The organism is Aeromonas sp. QDB56, assembly GCF_027705505.1.
Classification (GTDB): domain Bacteria; phylum Pseudomonadota; class Gammaproteobacteria; order Enterobacterales; family Aeromonadaceae; genus Aeromonas; species Aeromonas caviae.
Genome location: NZ_JAPDBZ010000071.1, coordinates 1 through 20,261, shown reverse-complemented (window position 1 = coordinate 20,261; position 20,261 = coordinate 1). Strand labels below are relative to the sequence as shown.

The 20,261-nt window shown below is 63.6% G+C and carries 16 protein-coding genes and 2 tRNA genes; 10 read left to right on the top strand and 8 right to left on the bottom strand.

Features of this window, described 5'->3' with window-relative positions; all coding sequences use genetic code 11:
• Positions 1–129: 129 nt before the first annotated feature.
• Positions 130–738, bottom strand: a complete 609-nt coding sequence (locus OKB81_RS12505; RefSeq protein ID WP_160838365.1) for an arylesterase — start codon at positions 736–738, stop codon at positions 130–132.
• 57 nt (positions 739–795) lie between these two features.
• Here OKB81_RS12505 and OKB81_RS12500 point away from each other — a divergent pair, with 57 nt between their 5' ends.
• The gene (locus OKB81_RS12500; RefSeq protein ID WP_042016058.1) at positions 796–1,506 is read left to right on the top strand and encodes an ABC transporter ATP-binding protein; all 711 of its coding nucleotides are present in this window, start codon (positions 796–798) and stop codon (positions 1,504–1,506) included.
• Between the two features lie 64 nt (positions 1,507–1,570).
• Complete coding sequence (locus OKB81_RS12495) at positions 1,571–4,012, top strand: ABC transporter permease (RefSeq protein ID WP_103858202.1); 2,442 nt, start codon at positions 1,571–1,573, stop codon at positions 4,010–4,012.
• Between the two features lie 42 nt (positions 4,013–4,054).
• On the opposite strand, the gene OKB81_RS12490 is transcribed toward OKB81_RS12495, so the two are convergent.
• Positions 4,055–4,960, bottom strand: a complete 906-nt coding sequence (locus tag OKB81_RS12490) for a TIGR01777 family oxidoreductase (protein ID WP_052815202.1) — start codon at positions 4,958–4,960, stop codon at positions 4,055–4,057.
• A 246-nt stretch (positions 4,961–5,206) separates the two neighbouring features.
• On the opposite strand from OKB81_RS12490, the gene OKB81_RS12485 reads away from it, so the two are divergent.
• Positions 5,207–6,748, top strand: a complete 1,542-nt coding sequence (locus tag OKB81_RS12485) for an EAL domain-containing protein (RefSeq protein WP_039040184.1) — start codon at positions 5,207–5,209, stop codon at positions 6,746–6,748.
• Positions 6,749–6,811: 63 nt separating this feature from the next.
• On the opposite strand, the gene OKB81_RS12480 is transcribed toward OKB81_RS12485, so the two are convergent.
• Both OKB81_RS12480 and OKB81_RS12475 read right to left on the bottom strand, forming a co-directional pair.
• Positions 6,812–7,993, bottom strand: a complete 1,182-nt coding sequence (locus tag OKB81_RS12480; protein ID WP_160838369.1) for an aminotransferase-like domain-containing protein — start codon at positions 7,991–7,993, stop codon at positions 6,812–6,814.
• Between the two features lie 199 nt (positions 7,994–8,192).
• Positions 8,193–9,260 (bottom strand): M28 family metallopeptidase, encoded by a 1,068-nt coding sequence (locus OKB81_RS12475; RefSeq protein WP_134997252.1) that lies wholly within the window; start codon positions 9,258–9,260, stop codon positions 8,193–8,195.
• 260 nt (positions 9,261–9,520) lie between these two features.
• Between OKB81_RS12475 and trmB the strand changes: the two genes are divergently transcribed.
• The 5 genes from trmB to OKB81_RS12450 all read left to right on the top strand — a co-directional run bounded on the left by trmB (position 9,521) and on the right by OKB81_RS12450 (position 13,559).
• Positions 9,521–10,234 carry a tRNA (guanosine(46)-N7)-methyltransferase TrmB gene (gene trmB, locus OKB81_RS12470; protein WP_010675501.1) on the top strand — a complete coding sequence of 238 codons (714 nt, stop codon included), beginning with the start codon at positions 9,521–9,523 and terminating at the stop codon, positions 10,232–10,234.
• Between the two features lie 26 nt (positions 10,235–10,260).
• Positions 10,261–10,593 (top strand): YggL family protein, encoded by a 333-nt coding sequence (locus tag OKB81_RS12465; RefSeq protein ID WP_039040181.1) that lies wholly within the window; start codon positions 10,261–10,263, stop codon positions 10,591–10,593.
• Between the two features lie 96 nt (positions 10,594–10,689).
• Entirely contained in the window at positions 10,690–11,610 is a 921-nt protein-coding gene (glsB, locus tag OKB81_RS12460; RefSeq protein ID WP_010675499.1) for a glutaminase B, read from the top strand.
• A gap of 38 nt (positions 11,611–11,648) precedes the next feature.
• Complete coding sequence (locus OKB81_RS12455) at positions 11,649–12,932, top strand: sulfurtransferase (RefSeq protein WP_420359769.1); 1,284 nt, start codon at positions 11,649–11,651, stop codon at positions 12,930–12,932.
• A gap of 417 nt (positions 12,933–13,349) precedes the next feature.
• Complete coding sequence (locus tag OKB81_RS12450) at positions 13,350–13,559, top strand: YgdI/YgdR family lipoprotein (RefSeq protein ID WP_160838373.1); 210 nt, start codon at positions 13,350–13,352, stop codon at positions 13,557–13,559.
• Between the two features lie 55 nt (positions 13,560–13,614).
• On the opposite strand, the gene OKB81_RS12445 is transcribed toward OKB81_RS12450, so the two are convergent.
• Together OKB81_RS12445 and OKB81_RS12440 are read right to left on the bottom strand one after the other, a co-directional pair.
• A complete protein-coding gene (locus OKB81_RS12445; RefSeq protein WP_160838375.1) occupies positions 13,615–17,175 on the bottom strand; it encodes an ATP-binding cassette domain-containing protein in 3,561 nt (1,186 codons plus the stop codon).
• A gap of 97 nt (positions 17,176–17,272) precedes the next feature.
• Entirely contained in the window at positions 17,273–18,550 is a 1,278-nt protein-coding gene (locus OKB81_RS12440) for an alpha/beta hydrolase (protein ID WP_160838377.1), read from the bottom strand.
• A 236-nt stretch (positions 18,551–18,786) separates the two neighbouring features.
• Between OKB81_RS12440 and OKB81_RS12435 the strand changes: the two genes are divergently transcribed.
• Positions 18,787–18,921, top strand: coding sequence for a hypothetical protein (locus OKB81_RS12435; RefSeq protein WP_080560565.1), 135 nt, complete (start codon positions 18,787–18,789; stop codon positions 18,919–18,921).
• A 155-nt stretch (positions 18,922–19,076) separates the two neighbouring features.
• A complete protein-coding gene (locus tag OKB81_RS12430) occupies positions 19,077–19,298 on the top strand; it encodes a hypothetical protein (protein ID WP_010675494.1) in 222 nt (73 codons plus the stop codon).
• 64 nt (positions 19,299–19,362) lie between these two features.
• Here the strand turns inward: OKB81_RS12430 and OKB81_RS12425 are convergent.
• Both OKB81_RS12425 and OKB81_RS12420 read right to left on the bottom strand, forming a co-directional pair.
• A tRNA-Asn gene (locus OKB81_RS12425) sits at positions 19,363–19,438 on the bottom strand.
• Between the two features lie 5 nt (positions 19,439–19,443).
• Positions 19,444–19,519: transfer RNA gene (locus OKB81_RS12420), tRNA-Phe, on the bottom strand.
• Positions 19,520–20,261 lie beyond the last annotated feature (742 nt).

Below are 20,261 nucleotides of genomic sequence, written 5' to 3'. Positions count from 1 at the left end.
CAGCCTTGCTCCCCCAACTCAAGTCGCATTTATGAATAATTAGTCAAAAATGTGCTTATCTGAACAGCATTGCGCCATGCGGGGGCTTTTTGCTGGGCAAGGGGAAGGGCCAGGGGCCCGGCCACCGGGCTACTGAGTCAGCAGAGGCTCGACAAAGCGGGCGACCTTGTCGCGGATCCGGGGCTGGGCGGTGGCCGTCGGGTGCAGTCCATCGTTCATCATGAGTTCAGGGCGCAGCACAATATCATCCAGAAAGAAGGGCATCAGCGGTAGGTCGTTGGCCTTCGCAAGATCCGGGAAGATCTGCTCGAACTGTTGCAGATAGCGCGCCCCATAGTTGCGGGGCAGCAGGATCTGGGTCAGCACCGTCTTCGCCTGGTGCGCCCGGGCGAGCTCGATCATCTTGGTCAGGTTGGCCCGGGTGATGGCGGGAGCAAAGCCCCGCAGCCCGTCGTTGGCGCCGAGTTCGATCAACACCCAGTCCGGTTTGTGGGTTTCGAGCAGAACGGGCAGGCGGGCCAGGCCGCCCTGGGTCGTTTCACCGCTGATGCTGGCATTGATGAGGGTGTGTTCTCCCCCCTGCTGCTGCCACTTTTCATTGAGCAGGGCAGGCCAGCTCTGTTCGGCCTGCATCTGGTAGCCGGCACTCAGGCTGTCGCCCAGTACCAGCAGGGTCTGGGCCTGGACGGACGCTGCCCAGCAGCACAGGCAACTCACGGCAAACAAGAGACGCATCATGCAGTCAACTCCCACGTTCTATTGTCATTACAGGTTCAGGCAAACAGGATACCCAAGATGAGTTCAACGCCCATTATCGCCGTCAGGGGGCTCGGTAAAACCGTTCGCCTCGGTCAGGAAAGCCTCACCATCCTTGAAGGGATCGATCTGCAAGTCAATACCGGCGAGACGCTGGCGCTGGTCGGTGCGTCCGGTTCCGGCAAGTCCACCCTGCTCGGTTTGCTGGCCGGTCTCGATCTGCCGAGCAGCGGCGAGATAGAGATCCTCGGCCACTCCCTCACCCGGCTGGACGAGGAGGGACGCGCCAGGCTGCGGGCCGAGCAGGTGGGGTTCGTGTTCCAGTCGTTCCTGCTGCTGCCCACCCTGAGCGCCCTGGAAAACGTCATGTTGCCGGCCGAGCTGCGGGGGGAGACCGACAGCGAGCCCCGTGCCCGGGAGCTGCTGGCCCAGGTCGGTCTGGGAGAGCGGTTGCACCACCTACCGCCGCGCCTCTCCGGCGGCGAGCAGCAGCGGGTCGCCATTGCCCGTGCCTTCATGACCCGCCCCAGCCTGCTGCTGGCGGACGAGCCCACCGGCAACCTCGACAGCAAGACAGGGGAGACGGTGATCGAACTGCTGTTTCGTCTCAACCGCGAGCACAACACCACCCTGGTGGTGGTGACCCATGACCATGAGCTGGCCCAGCGCTGCCAGCGGCAGCTGGTGATGTCAGCCGGGCGGCTGGAGGCACAGGCTGTCATGGCGGCCAGGGTGGGAGAGCTGTCATGAGTCAGTGGAGACAGAGCTGCACCAGGGGATCGTTGGCAGCAGCATGGACGGTGAGGGAGGCGTCATGAGTCAGTGGCGACTGGGATTGAAGCTGCTGCGCCGGGAAGGGTTCAGCGGCGAGCTGCGCTGGTTTGTGCTGGCGCTGGCGCTGAGCGTCGCCTGCGTGCTCAGCGTGGCTCTGGTGGCGGATCGGCTGGACGTGGGGCTCAAGGCCTCCGGGCGGGATTTCATCGGAGGGGACAGGGTGCTGCGCTCCGCGACGCCGGCACCGGCAGAGTGGCTGGCGCAGGCGCATCAGGAGGGGCTGGCCGTGCAGACCACGGTCAGCTTCAACAGCATGCTGTTTCACGGTGATACCCTGCAACTGGCCTCCATCCGCGCCGTGCCCGGGGATTTTCCCTTCTACGGCAAGCTGGAGCTCACTCCCCAGCGCGCCCCGGCGCCCGGCGAGATCTGGCTCTCCGCCAGGGTGATGCAACTGCTCGGCGCCAAGGTGGGGGAGGCACTCGAGGTCGGCAACACCCGGCTGACGGTGGCAGGGGAGCTGGGCCAGGAGCCGGATCAGGGGTTCAGCCCCTTCCAGATGGCGCCAAGGGCCTTGATCCACAGCGCCGATATCGAGGCGACCGGGGCCCTGCTGCCGGGCAGTCGCCAGCAGTGGCGCTATCTCGTCAAGGGGCCCCGTGACGCCATCGCCCGCTATGAGGCCTGGCTCAACACCAGGCTGAGCGCCGGGCAGAAGCTCGTCAAACCCGACGATCAGGGTACCCAGGTGGGGAAATCCCTGGGCAATGCCGAGCGCTTCTTCCGTCTGGCATCCCTTGCCGGCGTGCTGCTCGGCGCCCTGGCCATGGGGATAGCGGTGCGCCATTTCGCCGAGCGCCAGACCAACATGGTGGCCCTGCTCAAGACCCTGGGGGCCTCGCGGCGCACCCTGTGGCAACTGATGGGCACCCTGCTGTTCTCCCTGACCCTGGTGGGGGCCCTGATGGGGCTGGTGGCGGGCAGCGCCATGCAGTGGCTGACCCTGAACCTGCTGGGGGATCTGCTGCCTGCGGATCTGCCGCCCCCCTCCTGGCGACCCTTCGCCCTGGGCCTTGCGGTCGCCTTCTTCATCACCCTGATGCTGGCGTTCGTCCCCTTCCTGAGGCTGCTCAAGGTACCGCCGCTGCGGGTGCTGCGCCGGGAGCTGGAGGCGGGGATCCCTCCCTGGCTGACGGTGCCCGTGGGGCTCATCGGGCTGTTTGCCCTGGTGTGGGGCTTTACCGCCGACATCAGGCTGGCCTGCGGGCTCATCGGCGGCATGGGGGTGTTGATGGCGCTGCTGGCCCTGCTCGCCTCCGTGCTGCTGCGTCTTGGCAGTCGGCTCAAGGGGCCCCATGCCCTGCGCCTGGCCATCAATCACCTCTCCCGTGAGCGGGGCAGTGGTCTGTTCCAGCTGGCGGGTTTCGCCCTGGCCCTGATGCTGTTCGGGCTGCTGTGGGCGGCGCGGGTCGATCTGCTGGAGGATTTTTCCACCCGGTTGCCTGCCGACGCCCCGAACCGCTTCCTGGTCAATGTGGCGGACAGCGAGCGGGAAGGGATCCTGGCCGATCTGCACCGGGCCGGGGCCATCACCTCGGACTTCTACCCCATGGTGCGCGGGCGCCTGACCCGTATCGCTGGTGAGGCGGTGGGGGAGGATGCGGCGCGGGAGGGGGTGGACAGAGAGCTCAACTTCACCACCACATCGGCCCTGCCCGCCGACAACAAGGTCACTGCCGGTCAATGGCTGGCCGGCAAGGGGGAGGTCTCCGTCGATGAGGCGCTGGCGGGACGGCTCGGCATCGCGCTCGGAGACGTGCTCGGCTTCACCATAGAGGGGCGGGCGTTCGAGGCCAGGGTGACCAGCCTGAGGTCCATCAAGTGGGACAACATGAGGCCGAACTTCTACATGATCTTCTCGCCGGACGTGCTGGCCCCCTTCTCCCAGACCTGGCTCGGCAGCTATCGTCTGCCGCCTGAGGGGCGAGGGGCAGAGGTGGAACTCATCCGCCGCCACCCCACGGTGAGCCTCATCGATGTGGAGGATCTGATAGGCCGCCTCACCCTGGTCTCCGATCAGGTGAGCCGCGCCCTGGGGTTGATGCTCGGGCTGGTGACGGTAGCCGCCCTGCTGGTGCTGCTGACCCAGACCCAGGCCGGCATGGCCCATCGGCGCCGGGAGCTGCTGCTGATGCGCACCTTGGGGGCGGGCAGCGCCCTGCTCGAGAAGATGCTGCGCTGGGAGCTGGTGGCGAGCGGTGCCCTGGCAGGGCTCTGCGCCGCCATGGTGGTGGAGCTCTGCTCCTTCGGTCTGCAGTGGTGGTGGGAGGGAGCGCAGTGGCAGTTCCACTGGGCCATCTGGGCTGCACTCCCCCTGCTTGGGGCCGTGCTGGTGACCCTGGCTGGACAGGGCATGCGCCGCCAACTGCTGGCGGGTACCCTGAGCGACCGGCTCAGGGGACTGGGGCAGGGGCTGCTCTGATGGCTCGACACATCCCGACCTCGGTCGGGATGTGTCATTGGGTCAACGGGGTGAGTGCAGCAGATTGTCCAGAGCGCCGGGCAGGGCCGAGAAGCTGAAGTGAAAACCAGCCTGCTGCAAGCGGGCGGGCAGCACGTGCTGTCCGGTGAGCAGCAGATCCGCCGCCTCTCCCATCAGGAGTCGCAGGAGGGGTGCCGGTACGAAGAAGAGGTGCGGTCGATGGAGCGTGGCGGCCAGGGTCTCGCTGAACCGGCGATTGCTGACCGGTTGCGGGGCCGTGCCGTTGAAGATGCCGTCACACTCGCCGTGCTCGATGAGAAACAGCATGGCCCGCACCAGATCCTGCACGTGGATCCAGCTCATCATCTGGGTGCCGCTGCCCATGGGGCCGCCGAGGCCGAGGCGGTAAGGGGGCAGCATCCTGGGCAAGGCGCCCCCCTCCATGCCGAGTACCAGGCCGATGCGCAGGATGCAGACCCGGGTCTGGGCCGAGCGGGCCTGCTGGGCAAGCTGCTCCCACTGCTGACAGAGACGGTGGGTGAATTCGTCGTGAGGGCTCTGGCATGTTTCATCCAGAGGAGCGTCATCCTGGCGGCCATACCAGCCGATGGCGGAGGCATTGAGCAGCAATCTAGGGGGCGTGCTGGATAGTTTGACGAGATCCACCAGCTGTTCGGTCAGCAGCCAGCGGCTGTTGCAGAGCAACTGCTTGCGGGACTCGCTCCAGCGTCCGGCGGCGATGGGTTCGCCGGCCAGGTTGATGACGATGTCCACGTCATTGAGGTGATCCAGCCTGTCCAGGCTGTCCAGCAGGGTGACATCGTGGCCGAGCAGCTCGTAGGCCCGGCTGCCCTGGCGGGTCAGCACGACTACTTCGTGCGCCACCTTGAGGTGTGCCACCAGACGGCGGCCGATAAACCCCGTGCCCCCCGTGATCAGTATCTTCATGTCCTGCCTCCCTGACGCTCTAGGGTCTACTCTAGAGCCTGGGTGCCCGATGGACAAGCTCCTGTTTTTATGAGCATTATGATTTTTGTCTCCCAAGACGCCGCCCCCTTTGTCCACGGGGTTGCCGGGCGTTGCGACCACGGGGGGGCGCCGTGGCGCGGCGGTATCAGGGGCTCATTCCGGCTTGCCAAACGGGCGCCAGCGGGTAAACTCGAGCGCTTTTTCGCCATGTTCATGAGGGCCGTTATGCCATTTCGACGTTTGAAGGTGCGTCAATTCTATGTCCGGCTGCTCTGTGCCTTGCTGGCCGGTCTGTTGCCCATGCTCCTTGGGCTCGTCATCGTCATCTGGCAGACCGCCACCGGCGTGAAACAGGATGCGGTGGCGCGCCTGGAACATGCCAGGGTCATGTTCGACCGCACTCTGGACAATGCCCAGTTGGCGGCGTCGGCCCTCACCGGCAGCCTGGGCAGGCCCTGTCTCGAGGTGGTGCAGGGGCTCAGGGATCAGGTGGCCACGGTGCCGGATGTGCGCAGCGTCAACCTGGCCAGGGGGGATCGGATCTACTGCTCTTCCCTCTATGGCCCGGTCGATGGCGGCATCAAGCTGGATGACTATGTCGGGGGCAGGCTCGACCTGATGAAGGGCAACCCGGTCACCCCGAATCGCCCCCTCATCGCCTACCGGGAAGAGGTGGGCGAGTTCAGCGTGCTGGTGGGGGTCGACGGCTACTACCTGCTCAACATCCTGGACATGCTGAGCCGCAACTCCCCACTGGGGCTGGTGGTCGGCAACGAGATGCTGCTGCGAAACAGCGAACTCACCGACAAGCTGATCCCCAAGGATCGCAATGGCTATCTCGAACAGGTCTCGACCAGGTACCCGTTCAAGGTAGTGACCACGGTGTCGGTGGATGAGTACCGTGCCCACATCTGGGACTACTCCAAGGTGGGCGTCATTATTTATCCTCTGCTGAGCCTGCTGCTCGGGGTGGCGGTCTTCTGGCTGATGGGCCGTTCGACTTCGCCGGCCCAGGAGCTGAAACGGGCACTGTCCCAGCAGGAGTTCATCCCCTATCTGCAACCCGTGGTGAACGGGGAGGACGGCCAATGGAGCGGTTGCGAGGTGCTGATGCGCTGGCAACACCCCCGTCAGGGGATGATCTCGCCGGATCGCTTCATTCCCCTGGCAGAGGACAGTGGCCTCATCGTGCCCATGACCCGGCTGTTGATGGCGCAGGTGCGCGAACAGTTTGCGGGCAAGGCGCACCATCTGCCGCGAGGGTTCCACTTCGGCTTCAACATCAGCGCCAGCCACTGCAAGGATCTGAGCCTGGTGGAAGATTGCCGGGATTTCATCAACGCCTTCAAGGGGAATCCCATCAAGCTGGTGCTGGAGCTGACCGAGCGCGAGCTCATCGTGGCGGACGAGACGACGGACCGGCTCTTTGCCGAGCTCCATGCCCTCGGGGTCTTCATCGCCATCGACGATTTCGGCACCGGCCACTCCAGCCTGACCTACCTGCAGACCTTCCAGGTCGACTTCCTCAAGATCGATCAGAGCTTCGTCGGCATGATTGGGTCGGACGCGCTCTCCAGCCACATCGTGGAGAACGTCATCGATCTGGCGACCCGGCTTGGTCTGCAACTGGTGGCGGAAGGGGTGGAGAATCAGGTGCAGGCCGACTATCTGAAGGCCCGCGAGGTGACCTTCCTGCAAGGCTACCTGTTTGGCAGGCCCATGCCCATGAAGGAGTTTGTCAGCCAGCTGGCCGGGCAGGGGCGCTGAGGGGAAAGCGCGAGGCAAAAAAAACCAGCGACCGGGTCGCTGGTTTTTTTATGGCCGGATGGCTCAGAGCATGCGGGCCAGGGCGCGGCACAGACGCTGAACACCCTCTTCCGTGGTCGCCTCATCCACACAGGAGAAGCTCAGGCGCAGGGTATTCTGGATCTCGGGGCGCACATAGAAGGGGGCGCCGGGCACGAAGGCCACCTTCTCCTTGATGGCCTCGTCGAACAGGGCCATGGCACTGACGCTGGACGGCAGGGTCAGCCAGAGGAACATGCCCCCTTCGGGACGGGTGTAGCTGACGCCGGGCGGGCAGTGGCGGGCGAGGGCGGCTTCCATGGCGGCACGCTGGCGACCATAGACCTCCTTGATCTTCTCCAGGTGAGCGTCGAGGGAGTTGTCGGTCAGGAAGCGGTGCAGCACTTGCTGGCTGAAGGCGTTGCTGTGCAGGTCGGTGGCCTGCTTGGCGATGGTGACCTTCTTGCGCAGCCAGTCCGGCACCACCATCCAGCCCAGGCGGAAGGCGGGCACCACCGTCTTGGAGAAGGACCCGAGCAGCACGGTGTTGTGGGGGGCCAGCTTGGCGATGGGAGGGAGGTGTTCCCCCTCGAAGCGCAGCTCGCCATAGGGGTCGTCCTCCACCATCAGCAGATCGTGGCGCACCAGGCGCTCCGCCAGGGCCTCCCGGTTGGCGCGGCTGTAGGAAACACCGCTCGGGTTCTGGAAGTTGGGCACGCCGTAGAGCAGCCTGGCGCTGGAGCCCTGCTCCAGCAGCGCATCCAGCGCGGCCAGATCCAGCCCCTCTTCCGCCAGGGTAATGGGCTTGAAATTCGGTTGATAGACGGAGAACGCCTGGATGGCGCCAAGGTAGCCCGGCTCTTCGATGATGAGATCCTGCCCCTCGTTCACCAGCACCTTGCCCAGCAGATCCAGCGCCTGCTGGGAGCCGCTGGTGATGAGGATGTTGTCAGGATTGACGGCCATGCCGTGGCGGCTCAGGTAGCGGTCGGCGATGAACTGGCGCAGCGGGGCAAAGCCCTCGGTGGTGGCGTATTGCAGCGCGGCGGCTCCCTGCTCGCGCAGCACGTCCTGGCACGCTTGCTCGATGGCCTTGACCGGGAACAGATGGGGGTTGGGCAGGCCGCCGGCGAAGGAGATGATCTCCGGATTGGCGGCAACTTTGAGGATTTCGCGGATAAAGGAAGGATCGACCTTCTCGAAGCGCTGGGCAAAAAACGGCTGCATAGGGTTCTCTCTGACTAGGTGGCGGTCGCTCCATTCAACCGCCAGGTTATCCGTTTGTATCAGATTTCAGAAATGAGGCAATGGCTGTCACAAAAATCCATAAAAAAGGGCAGGTTTGGCACCTGCCCGAATTTTATCGTCCCGACCCCGGTCAGGGGCGCAAAAACCCCTGTCAGGGGGGCATCGGGCGGGATGGGGGTCAGAGCCCCGGCGCCTTGAGGAAGCGGATCATCAGGTCGGTATTGGCCCCGAGCTGCTGCTCGATCCGGCCCGGGAAGAGCTCGGCCATCTTGTCGAGGCGATCATGCTCCGTGTGCCAGATCTTGCCCCACTGGGTCTCGCTGTCCCGGTCGCAGGCGCTCTTGGTGGCGTCGTCGTAGCAGTCCCACAGCGCCGGATTGGTGCTCTGGGAGTAGCCGTCATAGCCATCTTCCCCGTTGATGGTGAAGTTGGTGGCCTCCACGTAGGCGATGGGCACCCCCAGGCAGGCAAAGGGGGCATGATCGGACCAGCTGCCGGTCTCCCCTTCCGGGTAGCCGCTGTAGCTGGGGTGAATGGCGAACGGGGTGGCGGTCTGCTGGGAGATGGCCAGCAGGCGATCGCGCACCTTGGGATCGAAGCTGTAGCGGCTCGGGTCGGCGCAGTTGTACTCGGCCACGTCGGAGTGGGCCGAGTGGACATAGACGATGTCACCCCCGGCGATGGTGTCGTAGTTCACCATGGCCAGCAGCTTGGCGACGGCGTCGGTGTCGAGACTGGCGGCATAGGCTTTGGAGCCGTTGAGGCCGTTCTCCTCGGCGCCGAAGAAGGCGAAGCGCACCGTGTAGGGCAGGGTCTCTCCCTTGAGTGCCTCGGCGACAGCCAGCAGGGCGGCGACGCCAGCCCCGTTGTCGGTGGCACCTTCGGATCCTTTCTTCTCGCCGGTGCTGTCATAGTGGGCACCGATGAGGATCACCTTGTCGCTCTGACCCTTGAGCTCGGCGACGATGTTCTGGGAGGTGCGTTCGGTTCCGCCCCGGGTGTAGGTGAACGGCTGGTTCTGCACCTCGTAGCCCCAGCCGGCCAGGTGATCCTGGATCCAGGCGGCGGCGCGGGTTTCGGCCTCGGTGCCAGTGGGACGAGCGCCTATCCCTTCTGCGCCAGAGCTCAGTTGCACCAGAAATTCATGGGCTTGAGCCGCGGGGGCAGGGGGTTGGGAGTCGTTGTCAGAGGGGTTGCAACCGGCCAGCAGGGCAGGCAGGACGAGGGCCAACAGGGTTTTCTTCATGCTGCAATCCTTTGTTGTATATGGTTTTATTTTTCCGCGTCAGGATGAACCCGACGTCCGGCAGATTCTGTGAAGGGGGTGGCATTTGTCAACCTTGCCGGTGGATGTGGGCAGTCCCGGGGGATTTGTTGTGGGAAACACTTGCGCCTTGTGCCTATCTTGGGATAATTCGCTCCCCTGTTTTTGCGAACTGATGCAATAACGAGCGATCCATTTATGTCGGCTCTGTTCCAGAGCGATGCAATAACGAGCAATTTACTATGTCTGTGACCCAAGATGTGTTTAACGAAGACGGCAAGTTCATGCGCAAGATCCGCAGCTTCGTCCGTCGCGAAGGCCGCCTGACCAAAGGGCAGGAGAAGGCCCTGGAAGAGCTCTGGCCGGTCATGGGCATCGATTTCGCACCAGAGCCGCTCGACATGGTGGCCCTGTTTGGCCGCGAGGCACCCGTGGTGCTGGAGATCGGGTTCGGCATGGGCGCCTCCCTGGTGGAGATGGCCAAGAACGCCCCCGAGAAGAACTTCATCGGCATCGAGGTGCACTCTCCGGGTGTGGGCGCCTGCCTTGGCACCGCCCAGGAGGCGGGCGTCACCAACCTGCGCGTCATCTGCCACGATGCGGTGGAAGTGCTGGAGCACATGATCCCGAACGGTTCTCTCTCCTGTCTGCAGCTCTTCTTCCCTGACCCCTGGCACAAGAGCCGCCACCACAAGCGTCGCATCGTGCAGCCTGCCTTTGCCCAGGATATCCGCCAGAAGCTTGCCATCGGTGGCGTCTTCCACATGGCCACCGACTGGGAGAACTACGCCGAGCACATGCTGGAGGTGATGAGTGCCGCCGAGGGGTACGAGAACACCTCCGCCACCGGCAACTGGGTGCCCCGTCCCGACTGGCGCCCCCTGACCAAATTCGAGCAGCGTGGCCATCGTCTGGGCCACGGTGTCTGGGATCTGATTTTCAAACGAGTCAACTGAGTCAACGTATCAACTAAGGAGCTATCATGGCCAACCGTAGCCGCCGTCTGCGTAAAAAACTGCGCGTTGATGAATTCCAGGAAATGGGGTTCGACATCAGTTTCAACTTCCCGGTCGGCACCGCCGAAGAGACCATTGATGCCGTGGTCGATGCGCTGATCGACGAGGTGATTGAGCCTCGCAAGCTGGCCTTCGCCGGCTCGGGTCACCTGGCCTGGGAAGGGATGATCTGCACCCAGCAGCTCGGCAAGTGCACCGACGAAGACCGTTCCGCCGTTCAGACCTGGCTGCAAGGCAAAGGGCTGGAGGCCGTGGTGGTCACCGAGCTGTTCGATCTCTGGTACGGCGAGCCGGCCTGATATCTGACTGCCTCCCGGGCAGATAGAAAATCCCGCCGCCGGCGGGATTTTTGTCGGTGGGCTGGCCCCGCCTCGTTTCACGTCATGGAATAGCCAATGGTGTTGTCATCCGAATTACTGGCCGGCATCCTGGAAGAGGTGCGTCCGCTGCTCGGGCAGGGGAAGGTGGCCGATTACATTCCCGCCCTGGCCCAGGTGCCTGCCGACCGGCTGGGGATCGCGGTCTGTACCGTTGAAGGGGAACTGTTCACCGCAGGTGACGCTTTCGAGCCCTTCTCCATCCAGAGTATCTCCAAGGCCCTGAGCCTCACGCTGGCCTTGACCCTCTATCAGGAGGAGGAGATCTGGGCCCGGGTGGGCAAGGAGCCCTCCGGTCAGCCGTTCAACTCCCTCGTCCAGCTGGAGTTCGAGCAGGGCATTCCCCGCAACCCCTTCATCAACGCCGGTGCCCTGGTGGTGAGCGATCTGCTGGAAACCCGGCTCACCGCTCCTCGCCAACGCACTCTGGAGCTGGTGCGCCGCCTGTGCGGCAACCCGGCCATCATGGCGGATCAGGTGGTGGCGCGCTCCGAGTACCAGCACTCCGCCCGCAATGCCGCCATCGCCTATCTGATGAAGGCCTATGGCAACTTCGAGAACGAGGTGGACAAGGTATTGCAGAGCTACTTCAATGCCTGCGCCATCCGCATGAGCTGCGTCGATCTGGCACGAGCCTTCGTCTATCTGGCCAACCGGGGTGTCCCTCTTGGCGAGAGCACGCCCCTGCTGCCGGCCCGGACCACCAAGCAGGTCAATGCCCTGCTCGCCACCTGCGGCCTCTATGACGAGGCGGGCGACTTTGCCTACCGGGTCGGCATGCCGGGGAAATCCGGGGTGGGGGGCGGCATCATGGCGCTGATCCCGGGAGAGCTTTCCATCTGCGTCTGGTCACCCGAGCTCAACAAGGCGGGCAACTCCCTGGCCGGGACGGCGGCGCTGGAGCTGCTGGCCGAGCGCCTGGGCCGCTCCATTTTTTAACTCTCTTCACTATGCATCGAGACGACATCATGAAACGAATGACTGGACTGTGGCGAAGCTGCCTGACCGCCTTGCTGCTCTGGTGTGCCTGGCCCGCGCTGGCCGCCGAGCTGCCCCCGCTCTCCCTGGCGGATGCCAAGGGGAAGGAGGCGGTGATCCTGGATACCCGCCCGAGCTATTTCTATCAGGGCTGGCCCATGGACGGGGAGAAGCAGGGGGGCCATGTGGCCGGTGCCGAGCTGCTCTCCGCAGAATGGAAATACAGTGACGAGGAGTGGCCTGTGGCGCTTGCGAGCAAGGGGCTGAAGGCCGACAAACCCGTCGCCCTCTATGGCACCCCTCGCGAGGTGGCCGAGGTGGCCCGTCTGCTGCGCCAGCAGGGCATCAAGCAGCTGTTCGAGCTGCAGGGATGGAAAGAGGCGCCCCGGGAGCATCTGGCACGCTGGCAGCAGCTGGTCCATCCGCTCTGGCTGGCGGACTTGCAGGCAGGCAAACCGGTCATCGCCGCCCCCAAGGGGGAGTGGAAGGTGTTCGAGGTGGACTGGGGATCCCCCAAGGCCTATCTGCTGAGCCACATTCCGGGAGCCGGCTACATCGACACCAACCGGCTGGAAGGGGAGCCGCTGTGGAACAAGGTCTCTGACGAGGCGCTCAAGGCGCTGCTGCTGGAGAACGGCATTCGTCATGACACCACCGTCATCCTCTATGGCCGCAACACCATGGCGGCGGCCCGTGCGGCCCATCTGATGATGTATGCGGGGGTCGAGGATGTGCGGCTGCTGGATGGCGGGCTGGAGGCCTGGTTTGTGCAGCATCTGCGCACCGAGACCGGTCTGGCCAATACCTTCAAACCGGCCAGGGAGTTTGGCGTGGCCATCCCCGCCCGTCCCGAGTTCTACACCACCCTTGACCAGGCCAAGGCTCTGCTCAAGCAGCCGGACGGCGCCCTGGTCAGCGTGCGCACCTGGGACGAGTTCGTGGGCAATACCTCGGGCTACAGCTACATCAAGCCCAAGGGGGACATTCCCGGGGCCAGATGGGGTCATGGCGGGGTGGATGCCAACAGCATGAGCGACTTCCACAACCCGGACGGCACCATGAAGCCCGCCCGCGAGATCCTCGCCATGTGGGATGAGTGGAATATCGAGCCGACCCAGCAGGCCGCTTTCTACTGCGGCACCGGCTGGCGCGCCTCCGAGGCGTTCTTCTACGCCTGGTTGATGGACTGGAAGCGGATCAGCGTCTACGACGGCGGCTGGTTCGAGTGGAGCATGGATCCGGCCAACCCCACCGTCACCGGCGAGCGCAAGCCTGCCGAGTGATGTTTGCACCGATGGAAACCAGAGGCCGGACCCATGTCCGCAATGCTGTTCAGATAAGCACTTTTTTGACTGATTATTCATAAATTGGATTTGAGTTGAGGGGGCAAGGCTGTGTCCAGTCGATCTTCCTCCAGCCTTTATCCAGCGGGGCTTGCAATAGAAAGAGGGAGGCATCATGCCTCCCTCGCTTTTTTGTCCTGATACTACGTGGACTGGAACTCAAATTCTCTTAAGTGAACAGCATTGGACCCATGTCCGGCCTTTTTCATTGGTGCATCCTGGCATATCCCACTGTCAATTCGCTGTTCAGCCTCGCTGTTCTCATATTCTGGCGGCACTCATTCGGGGGAAGGCGCCTGAGCTAGGCTTCAAGAAACATCCTCGTCCTGAGGATGCCAGAGGGAGAAGAGGCGAGCGATGAAACGACTGACGATGATCCTGGTGTGTGCCCTGGGACTGGTGGCGTGCAGCTCCCAATACATCATGAGCACCAAGGATGGCAAGATGATTGCCACCGACAGCAAACCCAGGTTGGACGAGACCACAGGCATGTATCGCTATTACGATGAAGAGGGGCGGGAGGTGCATATCAACAAGGACGACATCACCCAGATCATGGAGCGTTGAGGCTCTCCTCAAGCAACAAGGGCTGCCCGCGGGCAGCCCTTGTTATTTTTGGCGCTCATGCCGTCTGGGGTACTTGACGGTTGACCTGGCCGGCAAACAGCTGGTGGAAGCGGGAGTGGGAGTTGGCCAGCAGGCTCACCGGCGAACCCTGCTCCACCACGGTGCCGGCCTCCATCACCACCACCTTGTCCACCGACAAGAGCGGCTCCAGATGGTGGGCGATCACCAGATAGCTGGCCTCCGGCCGGTAGCGGTAGAGCAGCTCCGCCATCTTGCGCATGCCGCCGTGATCGAGGTCCGAGGTGGCCTCGTCCAGCACGATGAGCGGTCGGCGCGACAGCAGGATGCGGGCGATCACCAGCAACTGGGTCTCGCCGGCGGAGAGTTGCAGCCTGTCGAGATCCTCATCCAGCCGCCCGGCGCAGCGCTCGGCGAGGCCCACCCGGGCAAGCGCCTGCTCAAGCATGGCGTCCTCATGCTCGGTCAGGGGCGCCAGGTTGGCACGCAGACTACCGAAGAAGGTGAGCGGGATCTGGGAGACGGTGTCGTAGAGATCACGCACCGCCTCCGGTGCAAGTCGTGACAGTGGCTGATTGCCGTAGAAGATCTCCCCCTGGGAGGCGGGATACATGGCCTGCAATACCCCCAGCAGGGAGCTTTTGCCTGCCCCGGTACGCCCGCACACACCCACCTTTTCACCTGGGGCCAGTTCGAAGTTCACCTTGTGCAGCGCCCACTGGCTGGTCTGGGGGTAGCGCAGCCCCAGGTTGTCGAAGCGCACTGCGGGGTGAGGGGTGGCGAGGGCCTCTCCCTCCTGGCGTTCGCTCTCTATTTCGCTGTATTCGCGCACCCGCTCTACCGCGTTCATCACCTGTTCCACTTCGGCAAAGGTGCGGATGAGGGAGTTGAGCATGGCGGAAGCGGTAAAGGCATAGGTGATGGCCACGGCCCCCAGCAGCGGGCTGTTGCCAAAGGCCACCATGAGTGCCACGGCCCCCACCAGGGCGGCGGAGAGCAGGGTCTGGTGCATGCCGAGCCAGCGGTTGATGGAGGTGGTGGTGTACCAGCTGCGCAGGTTGTTGTCATAGTGGTGCAGCACCTGGTCCAGCGCGAAACGCTCGGCCCCGGCCAGGCGCAGGGCGGGGGCGCCGCGGATGGTCTCGCTGATGCTGATGTAGAGCGGGGAGCGCAGCACCGAGGACTGGCGCCGCAGCTTGAGTTGCACCGCCCGGTAGCGGCGCTGCAACACATAGAGCGCCCATCCCACCAGGGGGGCGATGAGCAGCAGCAGGGGAATATTGATGCCGATCACCACCACCTGCAAGGCCACGGACACCAGCATGCCGAACAGTCCCACCAGCATGGAGAGCAGCATCTCCTGCGCCTCCCCCAGATCCCGGTCGAAGCGGTTGAGGATGCGCCCCTGGGGCACCTTGTCGAAGAAGGCCATGGGGGCGCGGCTGATGCGCCCCAGCATGCCGTCAAACAGGGTCCAGGCCAGCTTGAGGCCGAGTTTGTAGTTGATGACTCGCACCGCCATGATGCAGGCGAGGGAGCCCGCCCCCAGCAGCACATAGATGCCGAGCAGGGTCGTGACGTCGCTCACCTCGGCCTTGCCGCCGAGCCAGAGATCCGAGGCGATGCGCAGCCCCTCCTGGCCCAGGGTGAGCAGCAGGACGAGCAGGATGGCACCGGGGGCGGCGAGGCGCTGCCACATGAAGCTAAACAGTCCCCAGTCCACCTTGCCCTCCACCACTTTCTCCTCGCTGAACTGCTCCGCCTCCTGAGGGGGCACCGGCGGGGCGGGCTGGGGATGCTGGACAAGATCCGCCAACTGGTGGGCATCGAGCTCCACCAGGCGCCCCTGCTCGATGCGGATCACCCGATCGCACCTGGCCAGCACATCCGGGTCGTGGCTCACCAGGAGCCGGGTCGGCCCCGGCTTGAAGGCGAGCCCCTGCTCCAGTACCTGGGCCGCGACCATGGGGTCGAGCGCAGACAAGGGGTTGTCCAGCAGCAGGATATCGGCCCGGGCGTAGAGGGCGCGAGCCAGGGCGACCCGCTGCTGCTGGCCGCCGGAGAGGCGGGTGCCGAGCTCGCCCACCAGGGTTTGATCCCCGTGGCTGAGCAGCGCGAGATCGGCCGTGAGGGCGCAGGCGCCGAGCACCCAACGATAGCGCTCAGCGTGCCAAGGCTGGCCGAACAGGATGTTGTTGCGGATGGTGTCGTTCATCAGCCAGGGCTTGTGGCCCAGATGGGCAACCCGGCCGTGGCGACGGATGCTGCCGGCAAACTCGCTGTCAAAGCCGGCAACCAGATGCAGCAGGCAGCTCTTGCCCGCCCCGGTGGCCCCGGTGATCCCCACGAGCTCCCCCGGTGCGATGGCGAGGTTGGCTCCCTCGAGCACCGGTTTTTGCTGGTGCAGGGCACTGACGCCTTCCAGGTGGAGGGCCCCCGCCGGCAGGGCGGGATCATCGAGTTCCCGGTGCTGCTCCGGGCTGTTCAGGAACTCGCACAGCCGGTTGAAGCCGGTGTTGAAGTTGATCAGGGTGCGGATGAGGTAGGGCAGTCGCATCATGGGAATGCGCAGCACGGTAAACAGGGCGATGGTGGTGAACACCTGGGGCAGGGTGAGGGTGTTGCCCGACGCCAGGTAGGTGGTGAAGGTGGCCAGGGTCACCAGCAGGGGAGTGCTCAGCATCAGCCCTTCGTTGATGGCATCGAGCCTGAGCACCCGGCCCAGGACCCCCAGCTCCTGCTGGCGCTTGGTGTTGGCCGCCCGGGTGAAGAAGGGGCCAAGCCCGTTCTGGCGCACCAGCCGCAGCTTCTTGATGTATTCCGCCAGGATGCCGTTGCGCTCGTCCTGTTGACGCTTGAGCTGCTGCTCCTGCTGGTTCATGCGCCGTACCACCCGGGTGGAGATGAGCAGCAGCAAGGCCAGCACCGCGAAGCCCACCAGACCGGCACTGCCCACCTGCCACACCAGCAGGGCGATGGTGCCGATGAGTTGCAGCGCCATGGTGACCGGCATGGCGGGGTCAGCCAGGATCCAAGTGATATCCCACACGTCCCGGTTGATGAGGTTCTGAACCCGGCCGCCGGCCCTGTCGTCGAAGCTCTTGCCACCCTGCTTCATCACCTTGGCGAGCAGGGATTCGGCCAGCAGACGGCGGATGGGCACGTGCATCTTGAGGGCCAGTTGCAGGGAGTGCTCCGCCAGCATGCCGGCGGCGAGCACGGAGGCGAACAGGGCCAGGGCCAGCAGCAGCTTGTGGCCGGTGGTGGCATCGGTGCCGAGCTGGGTCATGCTGTGGTTGAGCAGCCAGGGGCTGGTCAGGGTGGCGAGCATGCCGAGCAGTTGCAGCAGGGTGAGCAGGCCAATCCGTCCCTTGTAATGGCGCCAGATAAAGGCGGTCAGGGGCCAGGGGCGCACCGGCTGGCGGGCAGTGAGCGCGAGGAAGGCGTCGGCGCGGCCGTCGCGCCTGTCTTCCGGCAGCAGGGGATAGAGATCGTCGAGACTGACCTGGGGCTGGGTCAGCCCCTTGCGCAGCAGCGGGCCGGTCCAGCGATAGAAGAGGCGACTCAGCCAGCCGGCCGAGATTTCCGGATGATCCAATGGGTGTCCTTGTTGTTTTGTGTTGCTTCCATGGGCGGGGCGGCTCATGGGCCGCCCTCGAACTTGTTGTCTTGCTGCGGGCGTGCGCCCGGCGGGATCAGCGATCCCGGTTCATGCGGATGAGACGGTCCAGGATCCGCTCGCCATCGACCCGCAGGCCGTTGTGTTCGTACTCGTTGGTGATCCAGGCGCGGCTGTTGCCAAGCCCCTTCAGGGTGTCGCGGCTGAAGTCAAACTCCACGAACATGTCCTCGGCATAGACGGCGCAGGCCACCGGCACAGTGTTGCGGGCCAGCTGCGCCGGATCGTAGAGGGGGCCCCAGTCCGCTTTCTGGGCCAGCAGGTGGGCGGCCTCCTTCAGGGGAATGAGCTCGCGGAACTGCTCGAACATCCAGGGGAAGATCATCTCGCCGGTGAAGGCGAAATCTTTGCCGGGCGCCCAGGCCAGGGCAGGAAACTCCCTTCTCACCCGCTCGGCCGCCCAGTTGCTGGCACTCCCTTCGCAATAGATGAGCTCGTGCAGGATGGCGAACACCGGGTTGGTGTTGAACGGCTGCATGGCCTGCACCTGATAGAGGAAGGCGGGGTTGAGGCGTTCGCCGATGAAGGCGTCTTCCAGCAGGTAGTAAAGTGCCTCGAAGGCGCCGCTGGCCCCCAGATCCAGCCCCTGCTGCTGCAACTGCTCCACCGTCAGGCGCTGGCCGTTGGGCAGGCGCACGTCGTGGTGGTGCAGGTGGTTGGCCAGCCGGTTGGCCAGGGCCTGGGCATGGGGGAAGCGGGTGAAGAAGGCGCGGTTCTTGTCCGCCACCCGCTGGTAGGTGGCGCGGTAGACCTCATCCGCACTGCGCACGATGGGTGCCACCCCGCCGGTGAGGTAGACCTCGTGCAGGCTCCGCGGGAACAACGAGAGGTAGGTGAGGCTGCAAAAGCCACCGAAACTCTGGCCGAGCAGGCTCCAGGGGCGCCCCGGGCTCAGCACCTCGCGAACGTACTCGGCGTCGCGCACTATGCTGTCGGCGCGAAAATGGCCGAGGTAGTCCGCCTGCTCACTTGGGGTCATCCCCGCCAGGGCGTCAGCACTGATGGGGGTGGAGTGGCCGGTGCCGCGCTGATCGAGCAGCAGCACCCGAAACTCCTGCAGGGCCCGCTTGATCCAGCCGCCATCGGCGGTCGGGCGAGGTGCGCCAAACCCCGGGCCCCCCTGCAGATAGAGCAGCCAGGGCAGGTCATCATCCAGCTTGTCCTTGCGGCAGAGGGTGCGGCCAAACAGGGTGAGGGTCGCCTCCTCGTCGGGATGCTGGTGGTCGAGGGGCACGGTAAAAAAGTGTGGCTCGCAATGGATGCCATCCAGCACATAGTGCAAGGGGCTGCTCATCTGGGGTCTCCCTGAGGGTAGGAAAATCGTCGGCCTCATCATAGCCCTGGCGCAGGAGCGGGTCACGCCAGTTTTCCAGATTGTTAACAGAGATGGAGTCTGAGGTCGGTGCCGTACAAGGTGTGGTTTCGCCGCGGTTGACGGCGGGCTGCAACTGGACAAAGATGAGCCGCCTGCCGGGACGGGCAGGGATAGGTCAGCACCCCGGGTGCAGGAAACTGGATGGAGTTGGCTCGATGAAGCCGAGATGGATACGTGTTCGCAAGAGACGCACACAGAGGGATCCGGAGGGGGTGCTGCAGGTGGGTTTGCTGGTGTTCAGCGCCACCTGTGGTGCCACTCTGTTGCTGGCGGCCTGCAACGGCGGTTAGCTGAGTGAAACAGACCCGCTTGTCATGAGCGGGTTTTTTCATGCCGGAGCAGAAGGTCGGGACCTGCCTGTAGCCCTTTGCTGACGCGGGTTTGCGGTATGCAGAGTACGGCTGCTATGGTCAATTTACGACCGGATCCACAGAGGGAGGCGATCATGAACAGTCGTGAAAAAGTCCTGGCTCATTTGGCCACAGATCACCGGGTTGCAGGATTGACCGCCGGCGAGGCACTGGCTGGCATGAGCCACTCGATGAGTTCGCTCCTGCTGCAACAGGATCAGCACTTCTTCCGCCGCCATGCGGACGACCCTTGCCACGAAGTCGCCCGGGCCTGCTCGGCCGGACACGTATGGCATGGGGACGAAAACCACTACTAGCCCCGGCATGTGAGTAAATGACAGATGCAAAAAGGCCCGCTCATCTGAGCGGGCCTTTCGAATTTGGCTCCTCCTACTGGACTTGAACCAGTGACATACGGATTAACAGTCCGCCGTTCTACCGACTGAACTAAGGAGGAATAGTTGGTGCCCAGAGACGGAATCGAACCGCCGACACGGGGATTTTCAATCCCCTGCTCTACCGACTGAGCTATCTGGGCAACGGCGCGCATTAAACCCTTTCTGGACTGGGGTGTCAACCTTGCAGCCCCAGTTTCTGGCATGTTTTTGCATAGGGTGAACCAAGTGGCGAGATAGTGTGCAAGGAGCCCCTGACTCCACACCGGGATCCGGTTGTCGGCAGGTTCTGCTATCGAGGTTTTTTCCCTTTATAGAATTACCTTTTCGCTCTCTCACCCATCCCGAGCTTCCAACAAGTGAGCCCATTTTTTGTCAAAAAACGGATGAACTAACGTGCATGTTTTTTGTGCGCTGAAAAGTTACCAGAAATTGACCAGACAGAGTTTGGTGCGTCGATACCGAAGGACCTCCGGTCGCTCAACTTCCGTATCTGCGTTTGAAGAAGAGTGATAACCCCCTACAGCAAGAGCTGTAGGGGAAGTAAATACTTGTGCTCAATGTAGTCTTTTAGCTCATAAAGTGAGCAGGGCATCGGGGGGGACGGAAAAAAATAAAAATATTTTTCTGTCAAAAAATTGGACTCTATTGAGTTGTGATTTTCTGATTCTTTAGAGGGGGGCAAAAACTGATTTCGACTCTCCGGCTATAGGGGGATTTTGTAAAGCACAAAACATACCATGTGCAGGGAAGTCTGTTTTTATAAGGCATTATCGGATGGTTACGCTCTGGAGCTGGTCTTCCATTTGTAACGGTTCACCCAGACCAGTTGACAGGTAAAAAATGAGACGATCGTCCGGTGATCCACTATTGCCTCTTGCGTGA

What these genes read in the sequence shown, in the direction of transcription:
- trmB (WP_010675501.1), top strand. Translation starts at nt 9,521, where the DNA reads ATGTCTGTGACCCAAGATGTGTTTAACGAAGACGGCAAGTTCATGCGC.
- OKB81_RS12505 (WP_160838365.1), bottom strand. Translation starts at nt 738, where the DNA reads ATGATGCGTCTCTTGTTTGCCGTGAGTTGCCTGTGCTGCTGGGCAGCG.
- OKB81_RS12430 (WP_010675494.1), top strand. Translation starts at nt 19,077, where the DNA reads ATGAACAGTCGTGAAAAAGTCCTGGCTCATTTGGCCACAGATCACCGG.
- OKB81_RS12500 (WP_042016058.1), top strand. Translation starts at nt 796, where the DNA reads ATGAGTTCAACGCCCATTATCGCCGTCAGGGGGCTCGGTAAAACCGTT.
- OKB81_RS12455 (WP_420359769.1), top strand. Translation starts at nt 11,649, where the DNA reads ATGACTGGACTGTGGCGAAGCTGCCTGACCGCCTTGCTGCTCTGGTGT.
- OKB81_RS12440 (WP_160838377.1), bottom strand. Translation starts at nt 18,550, where the DNA reads ATGAGCAGCCCCTTGCACTATGTGCTGGATGGCATCCATTGCGAGCCA.
- OKB81_RS12485 (WP_039040184.1), top strand. Translation starts at nt 5,207, where the DNA reads ATGCCATTTCGACGTTTGAAGGTGCGTCAATTCTATGTCCGGCTGCTC.
- OKB81_RS12435 (WP_080560565.1), top strand. Translation starts at nt 18,787, where the DNA reads ATGAAGCCGAGATGGATACGTGTTCGCAAGAGACGCACACAGAGGGAT.
- OKB81_RS12480 (WP_160838369.1), bottom strand. Translation starts at nt 7,993, where the DNA reads ATGCAGCCGTTTTTTGCCCAGCGCTTCGAGAAGGTCGATCCTTCCTTT.
- OKB81_RS12475 (WP_134997252.1), bottom strand. Translation starts at nt 9,260, where the DNA reads ATGAAGAAAACCCTGTTGGCCCTCGTCCTGCCTGCCCTGCTGGCCGGT.
- glsB (WP_010675499.1), top strand. Translation starts at nt 10,690, where the DNA reads ATGGTGTTGTCATCCGAATTACTGGCCGGCATCCTGGAAGAGGTGCGT.
- OKB81_RS12465 (WP_039040181.1), top strand. Translation starts at nt 10,261, where the DNA reads ATGGCCAACCGTAGCCGCCGTCTGCGTAAAAAACTGCGCGTTGATGAA.
- OKB81_RS12490 (WP_052815202.1), bottom strand. Translation starts at nt 4,960, where the DNA reads ATGAAGATACTGATCACGGGGGGCACGGGGTTTATCGGCCGCCGTCTG.
- OKB81_RS12495 (WP_103858202.1), top strand. Translation starts at nt 1,571, where the DNA reads ATGAGTCAGTGGCGACTGGGATTGAAGCTGCTGCGCCGGGAAGGGTTC.
- OKB81_RS12450 (WP_160838373.1), top strand. Translation starts at nt 13,350, where the DNA reads ATGAAACGACTGACGATGATCCTGGTGTGTGCCCTGGGACTGGTGGCG.